We start from the raw sequence: 20261 nt of genomic DNA, 5'->3' as shown, positions 1-20261 counted from the left end.
ACAGGAGGTAACACATTATGAAATTCACAACCGGTAAAGCAAGACTCTCTTATGCACACATTTTCAAAACCTATTCCAATGAAGGAAACGCTCCGAAGTATTCATGCTCCCTGCTCTTCCCAAAGACTGATAAAAAGAACATCGAAAGGCTGAACAAGCTCCTTCAGGGCATGCTGGCAGATCCGGACAACAGGCAGAAGTGGGGGACGTCCAACGCTGCTGCCTTAAAAATGCCGCTCCGTGACGGCGACGTAGAAAAGGCTGATGATCCAAACTATAAAGGCATGCTTTTCCTTAATGCTTCAGCCAATCCGGACTACCCTCCCAAGGTGGTGCTCCTTGACCGTACGCCGGTGGCCGATCCGTCCGAAGTGTATTCCGGATGCTGGGTGCAGGCGGTGCTTGATTTTTACGCATACAACTCTCATGGCAATAAGGGTATTGGTGTAGGGCTCCGTGGAATCCGCAAACTGAAAGATGATAAACCATTCACGAAATCTGAAGTCAGCGACTCTGATTTCTCTGATGATTTCATTGATGACGATGACATGTTTGACTAATTTCTTGATGGAAGGGATACGCCATGGAAGTAAAAAACAACTGCCGCTTCAGTATAGCTGTAGGCAGGTCAAGGCTGGACAATGTCTGGCATAACGAAGAAACTACATGGTCACAGTTCTTAGACAGGATTTCCAATTCCATCAGCACCGGCGAGACCGCTGAGCAGTATGCCCATCTTCCCAAATCAAAGAAAGGGAGTCTGAAGGACATCGGCGGCTATGTCGGTGCCGTCCTTACGGACGGTATCAGGCAGAAGGCCCACGTCAAAGCAAAAACACTGATTACCCTGGATATGGATAATGCGCCGGATGACTACATGTACGTCATCAACAAGGTGCTCCACGGCTGCGGATTCTGCATCCACAGTACCCACAGCCATACCCACGACCATCCAAGGATGAGGATTGTTATACCCATCACCAGGGAGGTTACTCCCGATGAGTACATAGCCATGGCAAGAAAACTGGCGGATAAAATCGGTATGGCGTTCTTCGACCTCACCACATTCGCTCCGGAACGGCTTATGTTCTGGCCGTCCCATCCAAGGGATGTGGAGCCGGTGTTCTACTTGAACGACGCACCTATCCTCAATCCGGATACGGTCCTTGCCGAATATGACGACTGGCGCGACTCGACACAGTGGCCCATGGGAAAGACGGAGCTGGAGGTCCCAAGGCAGTACCAGCGAAGCATGGGAGGGATGGATCCGACGGATAAGCCGGGATGGGTAGGCGCCTTCTGCCGGTGCTATGACATCCCGCACGCCATAGAAACCTATCTGTCCGGAATCTATGACCAGTTTAAGAACCGGGTGGACCGTTACACATTCGTACAGGGTTCATCCGCCGGCGGACTCCATGTCTTTAACAATGGGAAACTGGCATACTCTTTCCACGCCACCGACCCTACATCACAGATGTGCTGCAATGCTTTCGATCTTGTAAGGATTCACCTTTTCGGAAGCTTGGATACCGACCCGAAAGGCCGGCAGGGCTCGCAGGCTCCGTCTTATAAGGCAATGGTTGAAAACGTATGCCTTAGAGACTCCGCAGTGAAATATGAAATGGCCAGGATGCAGAGGACAAAGCCTCCGGAACCGGTGAAGGATTTAGATTTCGATGATTCACTGATTACCGATAGACCGACTGAGAAAGCGGAGGATAAGGAAACATCAAAGAAAGATGCGTGGATCGGGAAACTCGCCATGACAAAGGGCGGGAAGATCATCAAGAACGTAAGGAACCTCCAGATTATTTTCAGTAATGACAGGAACCTGAAAGGCTGCATTGCCTACGATATCTTCTCCAACAGGCTTGTAAAGACCAGAAAAATGATATGGGATAAGACGGAACCCGAGAGCGATGCATGGACCGATACAGATGACAGCTGTCTTCGAAACTATCTGGACAACAGGTATGATCTGCAGGTCCGGGCCATTCTGGATGACGTCCTCCGCCAGGAAGCCCATGACCACGAGTTCCATCCGGTACGGGACTGGTTCAGACAGCTCCCGCCGTGGGACGGAGTAAAAAGGGTGGAGCGGATCTTTATCGACTACCTTGGAGCTGATGACTCAGAGTATGCCAAAGCGCTGGCGCGCCTTCTGTGCCGCGCCGTGGTGGCGAGAATTTTCCATCCCGGGTGCAAGTGGGACTATGTCATCGTCCTTTCCGGCGGCCAGGGAATCGGTAAATCTACCCTCCTCCGCAAGCTAGGCGGTAAATGGTTCTCCGACTCCCTCACCACCTTCGAGGGGAAGGACGCCATCGAACAGCTGCAGGGACGAACAATCATCGAGGTAGGGGAGATGCAGGCCGCCAGCAAGTCGGATGCAGCCGCTATGAAGGCATTCATTTCAAGGCAGGTGGACAAGGTCCGTCTTCCCTATGAACACAGGAGCTCCGAATTTCCGCGTCAGTGCGTTTTGGTCGCAACGTCCAATGACAAGGCGTTTCTGAAAGACACTACGGGAAACAGGAGGTTCCTCCCTGTCGATGTGGCCCAGAGCAAGCTGATTCCTTTGAATAAAAGCGTCTTCGATATGAAGGATGAGGACATCCGGCAGATCTGGGCGGAGGCCTATGCCGATTTCAAAGCTAATTACAAGTCGGAACAGAGCCTATGCCTGCCTGAGAACGTGGAGAAGACCGCTCTGGAGATGCAGGAAGCACATATGGAAGGGCTTGAGATGAAGGACCAGATTGAGGCCTTCCTGGAGCTGCCTGTACCGGAAAACTGGAAGAACTACGACATCACGGCAAGACGTGAATGGGTAAGCAGCCATCTGGGAGATGACCTGCAGCCGGGTATGACGTACGTGGAGAAAATTAGCGATATCCCGCATTCCGTAAGACTGATAGAGCGGAATCGGATATGCACTCTTGAAATCCTGTGCGAGCTCTTCGGCAAGGACAAGGACCGGATCATGGGCTTTGAACGTAAGAACGTGATGAGCATCATGGGCCAGATTCCTGGGTGGAAGTGGAACCGGAAAAAACTTTTTAAGTTAAAGCTCTATGGCCCACAAAGATGTTTCGTGAAGGATGATCTTGACGAATATTCGCTTTTATCTTAGAAGGTAACTGAACTAACTGTGTTACCTTCCAGTTACCTTTCTAGTTACCTACTTTTTGTACGATAAAATCTAAGAAAATGGAAAAAAGGTAACTAGGTAACTGAAATTTCTATAAATTTTTTGAATCGTAAAAATATGGTACTTGCGATTAATACATGTACTTGTAAAACTACGTTTTTAATAATTATATAGAAAGTCAGTTACCTTTTTTACCATAAATACTATTTTCATTCGATAAAATCTGCTTTTTGTCGGGTAACTGGATAGGTAACTGGATATGGTAACTGAGTAATTTTAACAAAAGAGGCAAAAATGTACCGCGAAGAAAATCAAATTGAACGGTATTTAGTCCTTTCCACAAAGAAGCGGGGCGGGCTATGCTTTAAACTCATATCACCGGGTAACAATGGAGTGCCTGACCGCATTGTTTTACTACCCGGGTATGTACCCATGTTCATCGAACTAAAAGCCCCGGGTAAGAAGCCGAGGCCTCTGCAGGAAGCGGTGATGAGGATGATCCAAAGCACCGGATGCCGCTGTCACGTGGTTTGGCTCGACAGCATGGCTGCTGTGGATGCATTGATGGCCGGGTATGATATTTCTCAAAGGCGGGGAGGCGCGTGAATTGGATTTCAAGCCTTACGCCTATCAGCAGAGGGCTATCGACGTGATTGAGTCAAATCCCTGCTATGGGCTCTTTCTGGATATGGGACTTGGGAAGACCGTCATCACACTGACTGCAATCGAAAGCCTTATCTATGAACAGTTTGAGGTAAGCCGGGTATTGATCATCGCGCCGAAGCGGGTGGCGGAGTCCACATGGCAGGATGAGGCGAAGAAATGGAGTCATCTTTCTTCTCTTCGGTTCTCTACCATTCTTGGCAATGCAGAGCAGCGGAAAGAGGCCTGCAGTGTGGAGGCGGACATCTATGTCATCAACCGCGAGAATGTAGCCTGGCTTTTCAAAACGCTTCCCTGTAAGTGGGACATGCTGGTGGTGGATGAGTCAAGCAGTTTCAAGAACCCGTCCTCTGTTCGGTTTAAAGTATTGAAGCGAATGCTCCCTTATTTCAAAAGACGCATCATCCTGACCGGAACCCCTACCAGCAACACGTTGATGGACATTTGGAGCCAGTTGTACATCCTTGACATGGGAGAGCGTCTGGAGAGGACGATTACTTCTTACCGCCGGAAATATTTTACGCCGGATAAAAGAAATCAGTACGTCATCTACAGCTATAAGCCCAATCGCGATGCGGAGAAGCTGATAACGGACCGGATAGGAGATATCTGTATGTCTATGAAGGCATCAGATTATCTGACGCTTCCAAAAAAGTTTGTGAATGTCATCCCGGTTATCCTTCCCGATGAGGCGAAGAAGATGTACCGACAGATGGTTAAAGACCAGGTCGTAGGCCTGGGCGATGCCGGGCAGATCACAGCACTGCAGGCGGCCACGGTCTCCAACAAGCTGCTGCAGATCTCCAACGGTTCAGTCTATACCGATGATGGCAGCGTCCGGATAGTCCATAAGGAAAAGGTTCACGCCCTGGAAGAAATCATAGACGGTTCCGGTGGGCAGCCTGTCCTTGTATTCTATGGCTTCCGGCATGACGTGAAAGCTATCAGGGAAGAAATTCCCGACGCAGTGGAGTTGTCCGGAAAAGAAACGCTGGACGCCTGGAACAGGGGAGAAATCAAAGTCCTTCTGGCCCATCCCGCCAGTGCCGGTTATGGTCTTAACATGCAGGAAGGAGGCCATATCGTGGTCTGGTATGGGCTTACATGGAGCCTGGAACAATACCAACAGGCCAATGCAAGGCTTTACCGGCAAGGCCAGGACAAACCGGTTATCATCCACCACATCGTGGCAAAAGGGACAATAGATGAAAAAGTTCTTCTGTCACTTCGGTCCAAGAAGAAAGGACAGGATGCACTGATGGAAGCGGTAAAAGAGATTGTGAGGGGAACATATGAATAGACAGGAAAGAAGAAGACTGGGAGTCAAGAAGAAAGATCCAATGATCTCAATTAAGCAATCCGATATCGATCGGATGAAGCAGGAGGCTACGGCTAAAGGATGTAAGTTTGCCTTCAATCTTATGCTTGCCATTCCGGCCATGGTCATTCATGACCATTATGGCGAATTGATGCGTAAAGACGGCAGGGTAGAAAGGTTCATCGACTTGTGCATGAACACCTACAAGTGTTACGAGGAAGGTTATGTAACACTGCAGGAGTTGGCTAAATGCCTTAAGGACGAGGCCGGAGTGGAAATCAAAGGATGGAATTGAATGGTGAATGAAGGAGGGACCTCTATGAATACAGAAGATTGCAGAAATGTACGTAAAGAGAAATCCGGGATGGCCATTGCTCAGGCCCACTATAACCAGTGCGCCATTGAACCAATCGAAATCATGCAGATGTACTTCACGGCTCAAGAAATGTATGGATTCTGTAAGGGAAATGCGTTGAAGTACATCCTGCGGTCCAGATTCAAAGGGCACGAGCTCCAGGATATGGAAAAGGCGCTACAGTATGTCGAGTGGGCTGTGGACGTTCTGAAAGGGAAGAACATCAACCCAAGGAAAGGAAGATAGGAAATGGAAGTGACGGATGAGCTGATAATCATAGCCGTATCCTTTGCCTGCGGCGCCGCATCCGCATGGATGTGCCTGGAAAATCGAATCAATGAAATCAACGCAGAAAATGATTTCGTTCTCCGGCAGAAAGAGCACGTCAAAGACTGCTGGAAGGACATCGAAGAACTCATCCACTCCCTTCGCGAAGTGAGTGAAGGCAGGGGAACCGTAGTAGGAGGATACGTTGACCGCTGCGATATGGACAGGTACAAGGAACGGATGAAGGAAATGAGAATCCTGATAGAAGACGAATGGAGGATGAGGTAGACCATGATTACAAAACTGTGCAAGGGAATCCGAAAAAGGGAAGTCATCACGTCGCCGGGGGTTGGCCCGTACACTACCAACCAGAAAGTGACCTACTGGATTGAGTCCGACAAGAAGGGAATCATGGACTCCCAGTGGCATGAAGCAGCCTGGGAGCGTTTACAGTCCAAAGCCATGAAAAGACATATCGACCTGGTAAGGCGGTTTATGGAAGACGGCTGGCAGGAAGAATCCGGAAAGACTTTGGAGGAAGTCATCCGGAGTATCAGCAAAACGAAAGAGAAGGATGCGCCTGTCATCCATCGGTCTGAGAAAGATATCAGCAAACTTCGGGCCAAAGGAGGACGGACAGCGCAGGCCAGAGCAAGAGCAAGGAAGGAGCAGGGAAAATGAGTACTGTTGATTTACCAGGCCAGGGCAGGGAAAAGAAAACACGGGGCTACACGAGGGTAGAAATATTTCTGTATAATGCGCGGCATTTACGATTCGTTACGGATGAAATCAGTAAAAGTATAAAGCTGTATGAATCTGATTTAAGCGGACTGAAAGCACTGAATTATGAAAATCCCCGTATTTCCGGCGGGGGAAGCGGCGACCTGAGCCAGACGGTGGAACGGATTGAGAAGACGATAGACAAGATGGAACATGAAAGGATAAAAGCACTGGAAAATTTACTAACCATGCAATGTGCGGTCCAATTTATTGCAGATAAGCTTGATGACCAGAAACTCCGGGGCATAATTATTGCCAGGTATATCAACTGTGAAAGCTGGAAGGCTATAGCCGGAACCTTGACATGTGCTGTATCGTCAGTCTATAAGTTACACCGGAAAGCTATCCAACTACTGAATGATGATTACCAGGAAGAAGTAGCTCGGATTATTAGAATTGCCAACGGGGAAGAAGAAGAATAGTTTTTTATAGTAAATGATAGTAAATGATAGTAAACGATAATTTTTTATGTGGTAAAATGATAGTGTGAGATTGAGGAAGAAACGCATCGCACACAATCATCACCTCCTTATTCATTCAGGGTTTTCACACAAGAGCACGAGCTGATGTCGATAGGCTCGTGTTTTTGCGTTGTCATAAAAATTTTTAGCGGGGGTATGTTTGGAAATTTTCGATGCCCTCGTTCGCATTCGGCGGATAGGTTTTCTATTTTTCTCATGGATGATTAATTATCATGAAAAATAATGATACTATGCAAAAAAGTAAAGTAACGCCAGCACGAAAAGCGAAGCGGACGAAGGCCATTAAAGCCTTAAATGACTATATCTGGTCACTAAAAGGCAAATGCCCCATGGTTACCGAAATTAATAGAAGCCTGATCATGCAATTCTGCCGATTCGAGGTGCTGGCGAACGATATTTCGGAAAATCTGCAGGGCAATATGGAAGACCTGGACCCTCTAGAAGTGAAATCCATGCTTGAATCCTACGAATCCATCAACAAGATCGTCCTGCAATTATACAAGACCCTGCAGTTTGCCACCATCAAGGATGAGTCGGCAGATATGGGGAATAAATTCACGAGGATGTTTAACGAGTCACTGAAGGAAGGAGATTTCTGAATGGGATATTTACGGCGCTGCCTGAACTGTCATGAACTGTATGATGGTAAGCGCTGCCCGAAGTGTTCCAAGAAATTTGCCTTAGCCTCCGCAAAGAAGCGCCAGCGTGAAGACGAAGGCCGCAAGCTCTACGGCTCGTGGCTGTGGCGCAAGTGTAGAAAGAACATCCGTATCAAATATATGGACTACGATATCTGGATGATGGGAGTGGGAATCGTCAGAAAGTGCGACCCCGTTGTTATCCACCATATTGTCGAGAGGGAAGAAGACCCGTCCAAGATTTACGATATTGATAATCTGATTACTGTCTCCGTGGAAAGCCATGCGGAAATCCATAAATGGTACAAAGCGGATAGACAGGCCGCCATGGACAGAATCAAGGCAGGCATTAATTATTTCAACAAACTGATGGGTGACGGCTATGCTTGAGGATGAGTTAAAACTAATCAAAGTCCCCAAAGAACTCACGCCGTTTATCGGCTCCTACTACACGGCCCTTCGGAAACGTGCCGCCATGGATTTACTGGGCCAGTCAGAATTCAAGTGCTTTAAGCGGTTCATCGATCTCGCCAATAGTGGTAAATACAGATTTGCCGCCAAAGCCATGCGGCGTATGTTCGCATTCCTGAACCTACTGACGTATATAGATGAGGACGGCAAGCCCCATGCTTTAGAACTTTATCCCGTACAGAAATTCATGCTGTGCGGGATTTTTGGTCTAAGATATCCCGATGGACGTTATCTGACCAACACTGCCAACATTTACATTGCCAGACGTAATGGTAAGTCATTTTTGCTGTCTTCCGTCCTGCACTATCTCATCAACATGAGTCGTTTCCGCAACGAACTAATCGTACTGGCATCCTGCAAAGGGAAGAACGCCACCATCTGTTTTGACGAGTTCTGTAAATTCATAGACAACGATCCTCAGCTCGCCGAAATTTTCTCAAACGTGAATCGTACAGCATATTGGGCAAAGTCAAAAATTACGGGGAACAAGATTGAACTGTTCCGGACCGGCGGCGCCGCGAAGAAAACACTGGATGGCTACACGAACAAGATTGCCGTGATTGACGAAGAAATGTTATGTGATGAAATCATCACGAAGACCATTCAGGATGGGCAAGCCCATTTTAAGGACTCACTGTTAGTAACGATGTCCACTGCCCAGTTTGGTATAGGTTCAGAGAACCATAAAAAATGGATAACGCTCCGCAAGATGCTTTATGAAAATGCACTGTCCGATAACCGGTTTTTGTTCCTCGCTGAACCGGACGCCGAGGAAGCACGAAAGACCGAGAACCTGGAAGACATGAAGGTGTGGGGAAAAGCAAACCCCGTCCTGTTGTTTGAACCTAACGGCTACACCGTCAAGTCCTACATCAAGAAGAAATATACCCAGAAGGCTCGTGAAGCCATTGCAGAAAAGGGATTTCCACTGCAGTCCTTCGCTACCAAGCAATGTAACGTCTGGTACAGCGCCGAAGACAGGAACCTCTGCACTTATGACCAGATGAAAGCATGCGGTGTCAAATATTCCTTTGAGGATGTTATCAAGGCAGGGTATAAGGACTGGTATATCGGCGCAGATCTAAGCCAGACGCTCGACCTAAGCAGCGTGTGTTTCCTGGCCTACGTTGGCGAATCCGCCAAAGGGCGGCTCGTCAAGAATGGCAAGACGGTAGACCATTACCGTCTGTATGTCCATACCGTTTCTTTCATGCCGGCAAACAAGCTGCAGAGTCACGTGGAAAGAGACGGATTCTCTTACAGAGACTATCTCGATACCGAATTGTTCCTGTGTGACGGTGCTGGTGGCGAGAACATCGACACACAGCAGATACTTGCCTACATTGCGAATCTTCGTGATAAGTATGACCTGCACTACGTCACGATTGCCGCTGACCCGTACAACATTGCAGGCATACAGGACGGGTTAAGCCAGATCTGCGACTGCTTTATCCTGCAGAACCAGTCACCAAAGTCACTTTCCCAATATATCGAAGCCCTGTCCGCCATTATGAAAGACGGAAAGCTGGCGTACTGGGAAGGCCACGAAGACATCTGGGAAAAGGCAATAACAAACAGCATCCTACTACGAAATACTACGGGTTATTACTCCGTGGAAAAAGTCAGTTTGAAGGCTGACAGCAACATAAGAATCGACCCTGTGGACGCCATGCTCACGGGATTTATTGCGCCTTACATTGACTTTAACCGACGTGAACCGACCGGTGATGAGAATGTAGACGCATGGGCTGATTTGATGGGGGTGAATAAAGATGATAACCATTGATGACGTCAAGGCTTATCTGCGGATTCCATACGCTGATGATGATACATTCATCACAAGCCTCATTACAGCGGGATATGACTATTTGCGTGACGCCGTAGACGATTTTGACGATATCTATAAGGCTAATACCATTTTTGCGGGAAAAGCCGACCTGTGGGTGGAAACCATGTATGTTCCCCCCGCCTATGAACGCCGTGAAGGCGCCTATGACGGCGAAAACGAAATGAACTATGCATCCCGGGCGATGCTTACCCAGTTACAGTTGTACAAGAAAGGATGAACCATGGAGCTCTATCTTAACGGATTAATCTGCTTTACTGATGACCTCGTGGACGCTATCGAGAACTCGAAAGAAGACGTCCACATCACTATTAATTCCCCCGGGGGAGTTGTAACCGATGCGCTGAACGTAGTCAACGCTATTCAGAAATGCCTACATACGGTTAATGCCACCGTGGAAGTCATGGCATGCTCCGCCGCCGCTATGATTGCGCTGTCATGCGATAACGTGGAAATCGAACCGACCGGAATCATCATGATTCACAACAGTTGGGGAACTTTTACGGGAAACAAGAAAGAACTGCAGAATGACATTGACGCCATGGCGGCGATGGATGGTGCCATGCACAAGGCGATTGAAACCCATTGTAAGGACAAATCCATCATCGGCAAGATGGAAGACGGCGACGTATGGATGACGGGAACTGATGCCGCCCAGTACTTCGACAACATCACCGTCGTGGAAAGAAAACGCAGTGACCGGCTCGCCGCCGTTGCTGATCTGTCCACGTTCCTGATGCCGAAACAGGACGAACCGCAGGCCCCACAGGAAGAGCCGCCGGAACCCGAAGCGAAGGCGGAACTCCCCAAGGCTGAAGAACCGCCAAAGGAAGAACCCAAAGCGGAAATCAAACCGGAACAGAAAGCGGCGAAGCTCGACCCGGTGACCGCCGCATTGCTTTAACAGGAGGGTATGATGTTTGAAAAATTAAAGGCTTACTGGAATGGCACGGTTTATTCCAGGAACTTAAAGGCGAGGGACCGCCCGCACGTTTTCGAGGTAGGGCAGGGCAAGATTATTCGAGTCGCCCCGGGTGGCAACGTGGCATTTGCAACTTGCGTGGAACTCCTGTCGAAGTATGTCGCACAGATCAGATGGGGTGTGTTCGACAGGAATCTTGCAAGTGCCGATGCTGCGAACAGCACTTTTGACCCGATTCTGAATGTTTCGCCTTATCCCGGAATCAATGCCTATGATTTTTGGAGACAGATGGAATGGGATCGGGTGACAGAGGGTAACGCCTTCGCCTACATCCACACTGAAAACGGAATGCTCAAGGAATTAATCCGACTCGCCCCGGAAAACATGAAAGTTTATTGGGATGACGCAGGGATTCTTGATGCATTCCTGAACGATGGACGCAAACTCGTTTACCAGTACCAAGACCCCTTAACCTCTAAATTCTATGTGTTCCTGCCCGAAGAAATCCTGCACTTCAAGGCTTTTTCGGCAAATGGAATCACAGGGCGAAGGGCTATTGATGTGCTGTACAACACAGTAAGCGCCGATGCCGATGTGGAAAGTGCCATGCGGACCGCCGTCAGTAACGGATTTGCAGGGACAATCGTTCTTTCGTATACGTCAGACCTGTCTGTGACCAAGCAGAAAGCCCTGCAGTCACAGATCAAGGACCTGCTGTCCAATGCTGACAACGTGATTTTACCGCTCCCTGCAGGAATGTCTGCATCGAACATTTCCAACGATATCAAGAGTTACTATGAAACACTCAAGGAAATGGATACGCAGGCGATTTCCGCATTCTTCGGCATTCCTTTGGTGATGCTGAACATCGGCGGCGGCACTGGCATGGGGACATTCTCCACAAACCAGATGACGCAATTTTACAATTCGACGATTGCGCCGATTATCAACCAGTACTCCGTGGAACTGACAGCGAAACTGCTCCCAATCAAGCAGATTCGCGCAGGTTTCACTTTTGATTCAAATAATGATGTTTTCGACTTCTTAGACGCCCAGTCCAAAGCCTCCGTCCTTTGCGCATACGCAGGAGCAGGCATTCTGACGGCGAACGAAGCTCGAAAGAGTATCAAATACAGACCCAGCTCTGACCCGGGCGCTAATAGGCTGACGCAGCGTGGCGGCACGGGGACACTGGGCGATTCTGCAGACAACGAAGGAGGCCGCTCTGATGGCTGACACTGCACTTAACAATTCTTCTCGTTTCACCGTAGGCGAGAAAGAATATACCATGAAATTTACTTTTAACGCTATGTTTCGGGCTGAACCACAGCTTACGACCAAAAGCCTGATGGCCACGCTTGCGAAATTCGCAGACAGCAGTTTCGCCATGAAGGACGTTTTTATTCTTTTTAAGGAATGCGTCCGTGCCGGAACGCCCGAAATGCGGGACAAGCCGGCTAAGGACTACGAGAAATTGTGGGAAGACATGGTTGCTGGCTACGGCATGGAGAATGTAATTCTGGCGGTAACCATGGCGATCGTAGCAAGCGGCATTTTCGGCTCAAAAAAAGAGATGGCGGAGATTCTGGCGGCGACTCCGAAAAACTGAAGACCGCCGCTGATTTGATTGCAATGATTGAACCTGTTGCGTATGGCGAGTTAAAGTTGACGCCCAGCACACTGGGCGAGCTGACGATGAAGGAATTCAATGCACTGGTGAACGGTTACGTCCGCCGCCGTGACAGTTTCGAGAACCTTCTTATCCTGCGCTGTGCGTTACCTGTTTATAGTTCCATGTTGGGCGAAAAAGCCCCCACATTTGATGATTTGACGGCTTATCGTAAACTTAGGGACAAGCGCCCGGAAAAGCACGACAGCCGGTATGAATCCGATGTGAAATATTGGTCAAAAAAGTTAGATGAACTGGAAAGGAAAGACAAATGCTTAAAAGCGAAGAAATCAAAGCAGAAATGACAAAACTGCAGGACGAAATCAAAGCCATGGCAGAAAAAGGCGAATCCGTCCCTGCAGAAATGTCTGAAAAACTGAAATCCCTGCTCGTAGAACAGGGCAAGGCAGAAGCTATGGAAGAAATGGCAAAGAACAAAGTTGTAAAAGATGAAATTGGAGGAAAAATGGACCGTAAACAGATTAACGCCGCACTGCGTAAATTCCTGCTCAATGATGATGTAGAAGCTAAAAAAATCCTTGCGACCGCCGCAGGCCAGAATGGAGCAACCGCCGCTGATGGTGGCGTACTCGTTCCCGAAGAACTGCTGAACCTTAAAGAAAATGGCAAGGTGGTAACTGATCTGCGTGAAATCGCAACACCGATTTCCGTACATACCCGCTCCGGATCCGTGCCGATTATCGACTATTCCCAGGATGTGAAGCTGACTGATTTTGATGAAAACAACGAAATCACACAGACCAAGGCCGCATTCACCTCTGCGAAATTCGCACTGGCATCCAAGGGCGCTATTATCCCTGTTTCTCGTGAACTCCTGCTCGATGCAGACGCAGACGTCCTGTCCGTTATCGGTAACCTGTTTAACCGCGTATACATTCGTGAACTGAATAGCGAAATCCTCGCCGCCGTTACCAGTGCTACTCCGACTACTGCTACTGTAACCGCCATTGCATCCAAGGCCGGACTTGATGCCATTAAGAACGCTATCAACACCATCCCACTGGACGCAGGCGCTAATGCATCCATCGTCATGAACCAGTACACTTTTGCGGAACTGGCAAATGCAGCCGATAAGAACGACCGTTATTACCTCGCACAGAACGCAAACGGCGAAACCATCAAACAGATTGAAGGCAGACCCATCATCGTTGTGGAAAATGCTTGCCTCGCCAATGATGCCGTTGTTGTAGGTGACTTCTCCGCAATTTACCACATTGCCTATCCGGAACTGGAAGTTGCATCCTCCGAAGAAGCAGGATTCACTAAGAACTCTGTTCTCGTTCGCGCGATTGCAAGATTCCAGGACCTCAACACCTATGGCTCCGCATTCCAGATGGTTAAGAAATCCTCCACCTGATAGAGGCTGACCATGTTTAAACGCAACGCAGGCCGATTTAACGCAAATGTCACACTGCTTAAACCGTCTGACCCTAGCCGTGATGAAATGGGCGGTATCTCCGACATTTCATACGGCCCTGCGGTTAGCGTTTTCGCACTTGTGACTGTAAAAAGTCAAAGCCGTATGCAGACAGTTGGTGATTATGTTACCGCTGATACACGCTATTTCATTATTCGAGATATCTCGAAGACGTATCCGCTGAACACCAACTGGCGACTGCAGTACAATGGGTTCACATTTCTCATCAACAATATCGAGCTGATTGATGAATCTGTTCCGTATTACCTGCAGATTACGGCAACGGCAGTAAATTCAAGTGGGGAGGTACTGTAAATGGTCTATACGACACCTTTTGCGGCAACCATGAAAGCCCTGTACGGCGCTCTGAACAAGAACGCCGACGTAGGGGTTGAATGGTTCGACTCCGCCGTCCCCATGAATGAAATAACCGACCATTTCAAGTCCCAGGAACGATTCGAGTACGGGATTTTCGGAGAAATGGACGCAGACTGCTCCGACAACAAGGACACAGCCCTGTGGACAGTTTCCATCAATCTTGAAATCTACTCGAATTACCGTGGGCGCAAAAATATTTCGTCAATTCTGGAAAACCTGCTGAACTACCTGTCAACGAAGGGTAAGGGATGGGACGCACTGGCGAAAATCTATGCCGAAAACGGTTTTAACCTAGTAGCAATCACCGTCGGGGCGCTCCATATCAACCTGCCAATCTACAGTGATATTGGCACATGGCAGAGTGGCGAAACTAAAGTACAATTCACATTGAGTCAAAAATAAGGAGAATAGAGAATGGCTGTGACTATTTCCGAAGACAAATATCCGGCTTTTACCTCCGACACTGGCGTGTCCGGTAAACGCAAAGTCATTTATCTTAACTATGGTACTGGTGCTACTGAAGCGGCCCCTGTATGGTCCCTGCTCGGCGGCATTACCACTCAGACCGTCAACTGGGGCACATCTGTATCTACCCAGAACACTAAGGACACTGGGTACTGGCCATCCGGGGCAGTGACCGGGAAGACATGCGAACTGACTTGCGATGTCATGTTTAAGCGTGATAACGAGGCCCAGGCTGCAATCGAAAACTTCGTACTGGATGACGATGTGACCTCTGAAAAAGGTGCGCTCATGTTTGCCTTCGTTGATCTGGACACCAAAGATTACACGGTAATTAAGATGATCCCGACGAAGTGGACTGAGAAGGCTGAAGCGAAGGACGTTATCACCAAATCCCTCACTGCTACCGGCGTAGGTAAGCCCGAAGTAAAGAGCGGATTCACAGTAACCAAAGCTAATGGGACTTAATTGATTTTTTTATGATACGAGATAAGGCCCTTCGGGGCCTTTCCTTGTATCTGAAGGCGGTGATCGGATGAACCTGGACGAACTGCAAGCTGAAATTCGTGATTTTTCAGACCACGGGTTGCAGGAACTTGTGCGTGAAGGCGCTTACAAAGCACAGCTAAAGGCCCGAGACTTCGTGCTGCGTACTCATCCGGCCACTGCCTTTGGAGGCAAGAATATCTTGTATGACAACGGCCACAAGGAGATCCGGTGCGGGTCATTCAAGGCCGAGGCCGGTGGGATGACGGCAAATATCTATGCAAACTATTTCGCCCGATGGTTCAATACCGGCGCTCACGGGAACATTATTCGCGTGAAGGGCAAGCGTTTTGGCCAGCGTGGCCCAAGATATCCCGCCCGGGGCAGTTACTTCGCGGCGAATGCCCAGGCTATTCAGAAGTTCTACTCTGAAGAACTGGTTAAATACGTAAAGACAGGTGGATTGTTTAAGTGAGGATGGTGGACATAGTTGGCTGATGCAAAGATTACCCTTGAGACAGTCGTTAAATCGGATGAGCTGAAGCAGCTTAATACGACGATTGCCGAGACCAACACGAAATATAAAGAAGCCCAGGCAGCAGTCAAAGACTTTGAAAAGGCGTGCGGCGGCGTCGCCAACATGACGTCGGAGCAGAAGGCCCAGTACAATTCCCTGAACACGGCTATGAACCAGTACAGGGACGTTCTGCGGGCTGCATCTACAGAAAAAAACAAGGAAATCCGTGACCTGACTAATGGTGCGAAGGCGGCAAATGATAACTCTGCCGCTATTGAAAATCTGAAAAATGCGCTGTCTAAGATTTCCCCTGCCGCAGGATCTGCCCTGGGGAGTCTTACGTCCTTCGGCTCTAAGCTCCAGAACATTCAGACGAGCCTCAAGAATATGGCCACGGCTAATGGCGGCGGCATATCCGGACTGTTTACTGGAATCGTTTCAAGTGCGCCCAAAGCCGCCGCAGGTATTGCCGGTATTGGTGTGGCCATTGCTGGTGTGGTTACCGGTCTGGCTAAAATGGGAGCCGGTGCCCAGCAGACGCTGACCCGGCTGACTGCCTTCACTGGCAGCGTGAATACGGCAAAACAACTCGCTGCGCAAATTAAAATCGTAACCCAGCAGACCCAGTTTAGCCGCACTGCCGTGACGCAGATGATGACCCAGCTCGTAAAGATGGGCCAGACGGCAACGCAGGCCGCGAAGACGGTTAAATCGGTATCCGATGCCGCTTATGGTCTGGGCAAAGGGGAAGAATTCGCCCAGCAGATCGTAAGCACGATGGCTCGCATCACCATGACCGGAAAGGTTACAGCACGGCAGATTATGGAATTGCAGGCTGCGGGCCTTGACGTAAATAAAGCCTTTGAGTCCATGGGGATGACGGCAGATGAGGTCGCCCAGGGCATCCAGGATGGATCCGTAAACAGTGCTGATGCCATCCAGGCGCTCACTGATTATATGGGCCAGTTCGATGGTGCAACTGAAACGGCAACGGATAATTTCACGGATAACTTCAACCGGATGGAAACATCTGCGTCCTCCGTGCTGTCGGCTATTGGGCAATACTTCGCCGATGCCTTCAATCAGTCTGACTTGCTTAACGCATTGATGGACCTGTTTAATGACCTCACGGCGGCTATTAAAGGGCCGCTGGCAGGTGCATTTCAGGCCCTCGGCAGCGTAGCCACATTTGTGCTCAACGCTATTGCTGTATTGATTCGAGCCATTGATACCGTCATTAACGTGGTTGCGGCGGCTATTCGTGCCGCCGGGAACGCTTTTGACTCCGCATGTGCTGAAATGCGGAACGCACTTGGGCCCGTCTATGATTTCCTCATGGATATCGTCTCGGCGATTGGTATGGTCCTTCGTGGACTGGCGGCGATCGCCGCAAAAATTAACAGCAACGCCAAGGCATATGCTGCCAGCGGCGGTATGGAAGACAGCTCGCTTGATGTCACTATGGCCACGGGGCACAGTATGGATGCTTACCAGGGCGCAGATGAATCTGTAGATATGTCCTGGGCTGCTCCTACTGGTGGCGGAGGAGGTGGTGGTGGAGGTGGCCACTCCGGTGGCGGTGGTGGCGGAGGTGGGCACTCCGGTCCATCTGCCGAAGAACTCGCCAAGAAGCAGCATGAGGAAGAGCTCAAGGCCCTTCGTAAGGCGAATAAGCTGGCCGAGGAACGTCTTTCTATTGAAGATAAGCTGACCACCATCAAGGCTGACCTGCAGGCTACGGCCCAGAAAACGTTGATTTCCCTGCAGAAACAGTTCGGCACCGATACTGAAAAATACAACGCTGAAATGAAAGCCGCCCAGATTGATTACAATCAAAGCGTTCTGAAGGAAACTTTGCGGTACCGGGAAGAGGAGCTGCAGCTTGCTGATAAGCTGAAAGAGGCCATCCTTGACGGTAAAGACAATGAAGCTGATATTATCCGGCAGAAACAGGCCCTGGCCAAGCAGCAGAACGCAGCAACCCTTTCGGATCTGCAGAGTGGTTATGAAGGCAAGACTGCCGACATCCAGTATAAGGAAATCGATCGTCTGGCCCAGCTTAATAATGAAACCCGCATCCAGCAGAAACTGTATGCACTGGAACAGCAGCGCCGCAAGGTAGTAGAGGACATCCGGATCAAAGGCGTCCAGACCGGGAAAACGAATGCCCAGATTGCTGTGGATGTAGCGGCGGTGAATAAGCTCTATGCTGAACAGAAACAGCAACTCGAAAATATTCAGACCAGGCAGGACTCCATTCATGATGCCATGAACCAGGCTGTTGATGACTTTGCCAGTGGAATTTCCAAGGCGATTGTTGAAGGGCAGAACCTCGGCGATGTGTTTAAACAGGTGCTCCAGACGCTCATCGAAGCAGTCATCCAGGCTGAAATCCTTGCTGCGCTGCATGGTATTGGTCTGAAGGATGGTGGATCGGTAGGCAAAGCCCTAGGCGGTCTTATCGAATCTCATGCAAATGGCCTGGCGGTCGGAGGCGGTGAGGTCTTTGGCCCTGGCACAAGGACATCTGATTCTGTTCTTACCCGGCTTTCCCGCGGTGAATATGTGCTTAAGGCTGATGCTGTAGACCGCATCGGTATTCCTGCGCTCGATGCCATGAACGCCGGGGCGCTTCCGAAATTTGCCGATGGTGGTGTTGTTGGCAAGCTGGCAGCAACTTCAGCCGGCAACAGTGTAACGTTGAATGTAAGCGCTATGGATGCAAGTTCCTTCATGACGTTCCTCAAGCGTGGCGGTATGAACGCCATTAAGCAGATGGTGTTTAACGGCAAGCGTGATTTTACGACGGATAGCGGGGTGTGGTGATTGTCTGATTATATACTGTTTCCTCTTGACCAGTGGAAAGTATCGTGGAATTCAGAGGTAGGCCAAAGCTGGGCGGTCAATGAACAGACCTCGGCAAGCGGTAAGCGCCGCGCACTTACTAATCAGACGCTTCCCGCTTGGGTATTTACCCTTGAATTTCCCAAGCTCACCAGTGAAGAGAGCGACAAGTTGCTGGCCTTCTTCTCTCGTGTACGTGGTACCCTCCTCCCGTTCTTCTACAAAGATGCCGAGCATTATAAATGCACAGGGGTAACCCTTCCGAAAAACACAGATGGTTCTTACCAGCTGGTGGCATGGATGCACGGGCAACAGGAACCTGTGTATTACGCAGATAAGCTGACTGTCTATGTGGATGGTGTGGCCCAGGGTGAGTCTACGTATAAATTGGACAATGGTGCTATCGTTTTCACGACAGCACCGGCATCCACGGCCAAGGTAACGGCAGACTATGAGTACTGGTGGCGAGTCGTGTTTAATGATACGACGCTTAATATTACCCAGGTATTCGAGAACCTGTTCACGGCAAGTTTCGGATTGAAGGTGGTCAGATGAAGACTGTAACAGATACACTGTCGACATACCTGAACACGAAAAAAGAGATGCTGTCGTGTGACCTGTACACGCTGACGCTTTACGATGGTACGAAATATTACTATACCGATGCTGACCACGATGTGACCTATAACAATAATACCTACAGTCATAATGCGCTGCTTCTGCACCGGGACCAGACCGTCATAAATAATGTACTGTCTGTAGATTCCATGACCATCTCTATATATGCGACAAAAGATGATAAGCTGGGTGATAAACCTATCTTCCTGGCTGCTCATGACGGCTCGTTCGACCGTGCCACCATGGCGCTTGCTCGTGCATTTTTTGATACGGATGGTACCCTCATCGGAGTAATTGATCTGTTTAGTGGAACCACAGAGGTGACTGCCTGCGGCGGTCTTGTTATGACTCTCGACGTTAAATCCCAGGTGCAAGGATTTTCGCAGGAATTTCCGCGGCGCAAGTTCTACCCGCAGGGTACGTTCTCTACTTCCGGCGGAAAGGTTTCATCAAGTACGGAAGAAGACTCTGCCTCGGTCATTGCGCCTTATGTGCCGCTAAAGGAAGTGCTGTTATGATGAATCCTATTGTTGCTGAGGCCTACACCTGGCTGGGTACTCCGCATGTCAATCAGGCTAAGGTGAAAGGTAAAGGTGTTGACTGCGGCATGCTCCTTATTGCATGCCTTGAAAATGCCGGCTACGTGGAAAAAGGGGCCATTAAAGTGGCTCCCTACTCTAATGAGTGGCACCTGCATCACTCGTCCGAGTGGTTTTTGAATGTCGTTGAAAAGTATTGTGATAGAGTCCCCTTGTCTGACATCAAGCCGGGGGATTTTTTGCTGTACAAATATGGCCGCTGCGTTTCTCATGGCGCCGTATATGTAGGAGATGGCCACGTCATCCATGCCCTGGTAGAACAGGGTGTGGTCATGACTGATATTAATGACGTCATGTTCCTGGATGCAAAAGGCCGTTCACGGCTCCATGGCGTCTATCGTTTTAGGAGGTAGA

Annotated in this window: 26 protein-coding genes; all 26 read left to right on the top strand. The window is 49.3% G+C overall.

From position 1 onward, the window contains the following. Positions 1 to 17: 17 nt before the first annotated feature. The 26 genes from HMPREF9453_RS02950 to HMPREF9453_RS02825 all read left to right on the top strand — a co-directional run bounded on the left by HMPREF9453_RS02950 (position 18) and on the right by HMPREF9453_RS02825 (position 20260). Complete coding sequence (locus HMPREF9453_RS02950) at positions 18 to 560, top strand: DUF2815 family protein (RefSeq protein ID WP_008859083.1); 543 nt, start codon at positions 18 to 20, stop codon at positions 558 to 560. Positions 561 to 583: 23 nt separating this feature from the next. Continuing rightward, entirely contained in the window at positions 584 to 3136 is a 2553-nt protein-coding gene (locus HMPREF9453_RS02945) for a virulence-associated E family protein (RefSeq protein WP_008859082.1), read from the top strand. 312 nt (positions 3137 to 3448) lie between these two features. Beyond that, on the top strand, positions 3449 to 3760 hold the full coding sequence (locus tag HMPREF9453_RS02940; RefSeq protein ID WP_008859081.1) for a VRR-NUC domain-containing protein: 312 nt from the start codon (positions 3449 to 3451) through the stop codon (positions 3758 to 3760). 1 nt (position 3761) lies between these two features. Next, a complete protein-coding gene (locus HMPREF9453_RS02935; RefSeq protein ID WP_008859080.1) occupies positions 3762 to 5117 on the top strand; it encodes a DEAD/DEAH box helicase in 1356 nt (451 codons plus the stop codon). Positions 5118 to 5157: 40 nt separating this feature from the next. Then, a complete protein-coding gene (locus HMPREF9453_RS02930; RefSeq protein WP_187368037.1) occupies positions 5158 to 5430 on the top strand; it encodes a hypothetical protein in 273 nt (90 codons plus the stop codon). A 24-nt stretch (positions 5431 to 5454) separates the two neighbouring features. Next, entirely contained in the window at positions 5455 to 5736 is a 282-nt protein-coding gene (locus HMPREF9453_RS02925) for a DUF3310 domain-containing protein (protein ID WP_008859078.1), read from the top strand. 3 nt (positions 5737 to 5739) lie between these two features. Then, complete coding sequence (locus tag HMPREF9453_RS02920; RefSeq protein ID WP_008859077.1) at positions 5740 to 6045, top strand: hypothetical protein; 306 nt, start codon at positions 5740 to 5742, stop codon at positions 6043 to 6045. 3 nt (positions 6046 to 6048) lie between these two features. Then, on the top strand, positions 6049 to 6438 hold the full coding sequence (locus HMPREF9453_RS02915) for a hypothetical protein (protein WP_008859076.1): 390 nt from the start codon (positions 6049 to 6051) through the stop codon (positions 6436 to 6438). Next, complete coding sequence (locus tag HMPREF9453_RS02910) at positions 6435 to 6959, top strand: hypothetical protein (protein ID WP_008859075.1); 525 nt, start codon at positions 6435 to 6437, stop codon at positions 6957 to 6959. Before HMPREF9453_RS02915 ends, HMPREF9453_RS02910 begins: the two co-directional genes overlap by 4 nt. 272 nt (positions 6960 to 7231) lie before the next feature. Continuing rightward, the gene (locus HMPREF9453_RS02905) at positions 7232 to 7618 is read left to right on the top strand and encodes a hypothetical protein (RefSeq protein WP_040379511.1); all 387 of its coding nucleotides are present in this window, start codon (positions 7232 to 7234) and stop codon (positions 7616 to 7618) included. Then, positions 7619 to 8047: a hypothetical protein gene (locus HMPREF9453_RS02900; RefSeq protein ID WP_008859072.1), complete on the top strand. Its 429-nt coding sequence runs from the start codon at positions 7619 to 7621 to the stop codon at positions 8045 to 8047. Beyond that, on the top strand, positions 8040 to 9914 hold the full coding sequence (locus HMPREF9453_RS02895) for a terminase TerL endonuclease subunit (RefSeq protein ID WP_008859071.1): 1875 nt from the start codon (positions 8040 to 8042) through the stop codon (positions 9912 to 9914). The genes HMPREF9453_RS02900 and HMPREF9453_RS02895 overlap by 8 nt, the downstream gene beginning before the upstream one ends. Next, entirely contained in the window at positions 9901 to 10194 is a 294-nt protein-coding gene (locus HMPREF9453_RS02890; RefSeq protein WP_008859070.1) for a head-tail connector protein, read from the top strand. The genes HMPREF9453_RS02895 and HMPREF9453_RS02890 overlap by 14 nt, the downstream gene beginning before the upstream one ends. A 3-nt stretch (positions 10195 to 10197) precedes the next feature. Continuing rightward, entirely contained in the window at positions 10198 to 10878 is a 681-nt protein-coding gene (locus tag HMPREF9453_RS02885; protein ID WP_008859069.1) for a Clp protease ClpP, read from the top strand. Between the two features lie 12 nt (positions 10879 to 10890). Continuing rightward, on the top strand, positions 10891 to 12132 hold the full coding sequence (locus HMPREF9453_RS02880; protein ID WP_008859068.1) for a phage portal protein: 1242 nt from the start codon (positions 10891 to 10893) through the stop codon (positions 12130 to 12132). Next, positions 12125 to 12505 (top strand): hypothetical protein, encoded by a 381-nt coding sequence (locus HMPREF9453_RS02875; RefSeq protein WP_008859067.1) that lies wholly within the window; start codon positions 12125 to 12127, stop codon positions 12503 to 12505. Before HMPREF9453_RS02880 ends, HMPREF9453_RS02875 begins: the two co-directional genes overlap by 8 nt. 14 nt (positions 12506 to 12519) lie before the next feature. After that, positions 12520 to 12870 (top strand): hypothetical protein, encoded by a 351-nt coding sequence (locus HMPREF9453_RS02870; protein WP_148363683.1) that lies wholly within the window; start codon positions 12520 to 12522, stop codon positions 12868 to 12870. Then, positions 12837 to 13943, top strand: a complete 1107-nt coding sequence (locus HMPREF9453_RS02865; protein ID WP_008859065.1) for a phage major capsid protein — start codon at positions 12837 to 12839, stop codon at positions 13941 to 13943. The genes HMPREF9453_RS02870 and HMPREF9453_RS02865 overlap by 34 nt, the downstream gene beginning before the upstream one ends. A gap of 12 nt (positions 13944 to 13955) precedes the next feature. After that, entirely contained in the window at positions 13956 to 14318 is a 363-nt protein-coding gene (locus HMPREF9453_RS02860) for a phage head completion protein (protein ID WP_008859064.1), read from the top strand. Further along, positions 14319 to 14783 (top strand): hypothetical protein, encoded by a 465-nt coding sequence (locus HMPREF9453_RS02855; protein ID WP_008859063.1) that lies wholly within the window; start codon positions 14319 to 14321, stop codon positions 14781 to 14783. A gap of 12 nt (positions 14784 to 14795) precedes the next feature. Next, positions 14796 to 15311: a phage tail tube protein gene (locus HMPREF9453_RS02850; protein ID WP_008859062.1), complete on the top strand. Its 516-nt coding sequence runs from the start codon at positions 14796 to 14798 to the stop codon at positions 15309 to 15311. 67 nt (positions 15312 to 15378) lie between these two features. After that, positions 15379 to 15804 carry a hypothetical protein gene (locus HMPREF9453_RS02845; RefSeq protein WP_008859061.1) on the top strand — a complete coding sequence of 142 codons (426 nt, stop codon included), beginning with the start codon at positions 15379 to 15381 and terminating at the stop codon, positions 15802 to 15804. Between the two features lie 15 nt (positions 15805 to 15819). Continuing rightward, positions 15820 to 18672, top strand: coding sequence for a tape measure protein (locus tag HMPREF9453_RS02840; protein WP_008859060.1), 2853 nt, complete (start codon positions 15820 to 15822; stop codon positions 18670 to 18672). Then, on the top strand, positions 18673 to 19245 hold the full coding sequence (locus HMPREF9453_RS02835; RefSeq protein WP_008859059.1) for a DUF2460 domain-containing protein: 573 nt from the start codon (positions 18673 to 18675) through the stop codon (positions 19243 to 19245). Next, a complete protein-coding gene (locus HMPREF9453_RS02830) occupies positions 19242 to 19826 on the top strand; it encodes a baseplate hub domain-containing protein (protein ID WP_008859058.1) in 585 nt (194 codons plus the stop codon). The genes HMPREF9453_RS02835 and HMPREF9453_RS02830 overlap by 4 nt, the downstream gene beginning before the upstream one ends. After that, positions 19823 to 20260 carry a C40 family peptidase gene (locus HMPREF9453_RS02825; RefSeq protein ID WP_008859057.1) on the top strand — a complete coding sequence of 146 codons (438 nt, stop codon included), beginning with the start codon at positions 19823 to 19825 and terminating at the stop codon, positions 20258 to 20260. The genes HMPREF9453_RS02830 and HMPREF9453_RS02825 overlap by 4 nt, the downstream gene beginning before the upstream one ends. Position 20261: the final 1 nt, after the last annotated feature.

Origin of the sequence: Dialister succinatiphilus YIT 11850 (assembly GCF_000242435.1) — a bacterium.
Classification (GTDB): domain Bacteria; phylum Bacillota; class Negativicutes; order Veillonellales; family Dialisteraceae; genus Dialister; species Dialister succinatiphilus.
The sequence above is the reverse complement of the archived record's forward strand: the minus strand, read 5'-3'. Positions and strand labels throughout refer to the sequence as shown.

What these genes read in the sequence shown, in the direction of transcription:
- HMPREF9453_RS02940 (WP_008859081.1), top strand. Translation starts at nt 3,449, where the DNA reads ATGTACCGCGAAGAAAATCAAATTGAACGGTATTTAGTCCTTTCCACA.
- HMPREF9453_RS02930 (WP_187368037.1), top strand. Translation starts at nt 5,158, where the DNA reads ATGATCTCAATTAAGCAATCCGATATCGATCGGATGAAGCAGGAGGCT.
- HMPREF9453_RS02895 (WP_008859071.1), top strand. Translation starts at nt 8,040, where the DNA reads ATGCTTGAGGATGAGTTAAAACTAATCAAAGTCCCCAAAGAACTCACG.
- HMPREF9453_RS02880 (WP_008859068.1), top strand. Translation starts at nt 10,891, where the DNA reads ATGTTTGAAAAATTAAAGGCTTACTGGAATGGCACGGTTTATTCCAGG.
- HMPREF9453_RS02905 (WP_040379511.1), top strand. Translation starts at nt 7,232, where the DNA reads ATGAAAAATAATGATACTATGCAAAAAAGTAAAGTAACGCCAGCACGA.
- HMPREF9453_RS02865 (WP_008859065.1), top strand. Translation starts at nt 12,837, where the DNA reads ATGCTTAAAAGCGAAGAAATCAAAGCAGAAATGACAAAACTGCAGGAC.
- HMPREF9453_RS02860 (WP_008859064.1), top strand. Translation starts at nt 13,956, where the DNA reads ATGTTTAAACGCAACGCAGGCCGATTTAACGCAAATGTCACACTGCTT.
- HMPREF9453_RS02900 (WP_008859072.1), top strand. Translation starts at nt 7,619, where the DNA reads ATGGGATATTTACGGCGCTGCCTGAACTGTCATGAACTGTATGATGGT.
- HMPREF9453_RS02875 (WP_008859067.1), top strand. Translation starts at nt 12,125, where the DNA reads ATGGCTGACACTGCACTTAACAATTCTTCTCGTTTCACCGTAGGCGAG.
- HMPREF9453_RS02890 (WP_008859070.1), top strand. Translation starts at nt 9,901, where the DNA reads ATGATAACCATTGATGACGTCAAGGCTTATCTGCGGATTCCATACGCT.
- HMPREF9453_RS02830 (WP_008859058.1), top strand. Translation starts at nt 19,242, where the DNA reads ATGAAGACTGTAACAGATACACTGTCGACATACCTGAACACGAAAAAA.
- HMPREF9453_RS02910 (WP_008859075.1), top strand. Translation starts at nt 6,435, where the DNA reads ATGAGTACTGTTGATTTACCAGGCCAGGGCAGGGAAAAGAAAACACGG.
- HMPREF9453_RS02850 (WP_008859062.1), top strand. Translation starts at nt 14,796, where the DNA reads ATGGCTGTGACTATTTCCGAAGACAAATATCCGGCTTTTACCTCCGAC.
- HMPREF9453_RS02945 (WP_008859082.1), top strand. Translation starts at nt 584, where the DNA reads ATGGAAGTAAAAAACAACTGCCGCTTCAGTATAGCTGTAGGCAGGTCA.
- HMPREF9453_RS02855 (WP_008859063.1), top strand. Translation starts at nt 14,319, where the DNA reads ATGGTCTATACGACACCTTTTGCGGCAACCATGAAAGCCCTGTACGGC.
- HMPREF9453_RS02885 (WP_008859069.1), top strand. Translation starts at nt 10,198, where the DNA reads ATGGAGCTCTATCTTAACGGATTAATCTGCTTTACTGATGACCTCGTG.
- HMPREF9453_RS02825 (WP_008859057.1), top strand. Translation starts at nt 19,823, where the DNA reads ATGATGAATCCTATTGTTGCTGAGGCCTACACCTGGCTGGGTACTCCG.
- HMPREF9453_RS02920 (WP_008859077.1), top strand. Translation starts at nt 5,740, where the DNA reads ATGGAAGTGACGGATGAGCTGATAATCATAGCCGTATCCTTTGCCTGC.
- HMPREF9453_RS02915 (WP_008859076.1), top strand. Translation starts at nt 6,049, where the DNA reads ATGATTACAAAACTGTGCAAGGGAATCCGAAAAAGGGAAGTCATCACG.
- HMPREF9453_RS02845 (WP_008859061.1), top strand. Translation starts at nt 15,379, where the DNA reads ATGAACCTGGACGAACTGCAAGCTGAAATTCGTGATTTTTCAGACCAC.
- HMPREF9453_RS02950 (WP_008859083.1), top strand. Translation starts at nt 18, where the DNA reads ATGAAATTCACAACCGGTAAAGCAAGACTCTCTTATGCACACATTTTC.
- HMPREF9453_RS02925 (WP_008859078.1), top strand. Translation starts at nt 5,455, where the DNA reads ATGAATACAGAAGATTGCAGAAATGTACGTAAAGAGAAATCCGGGATG.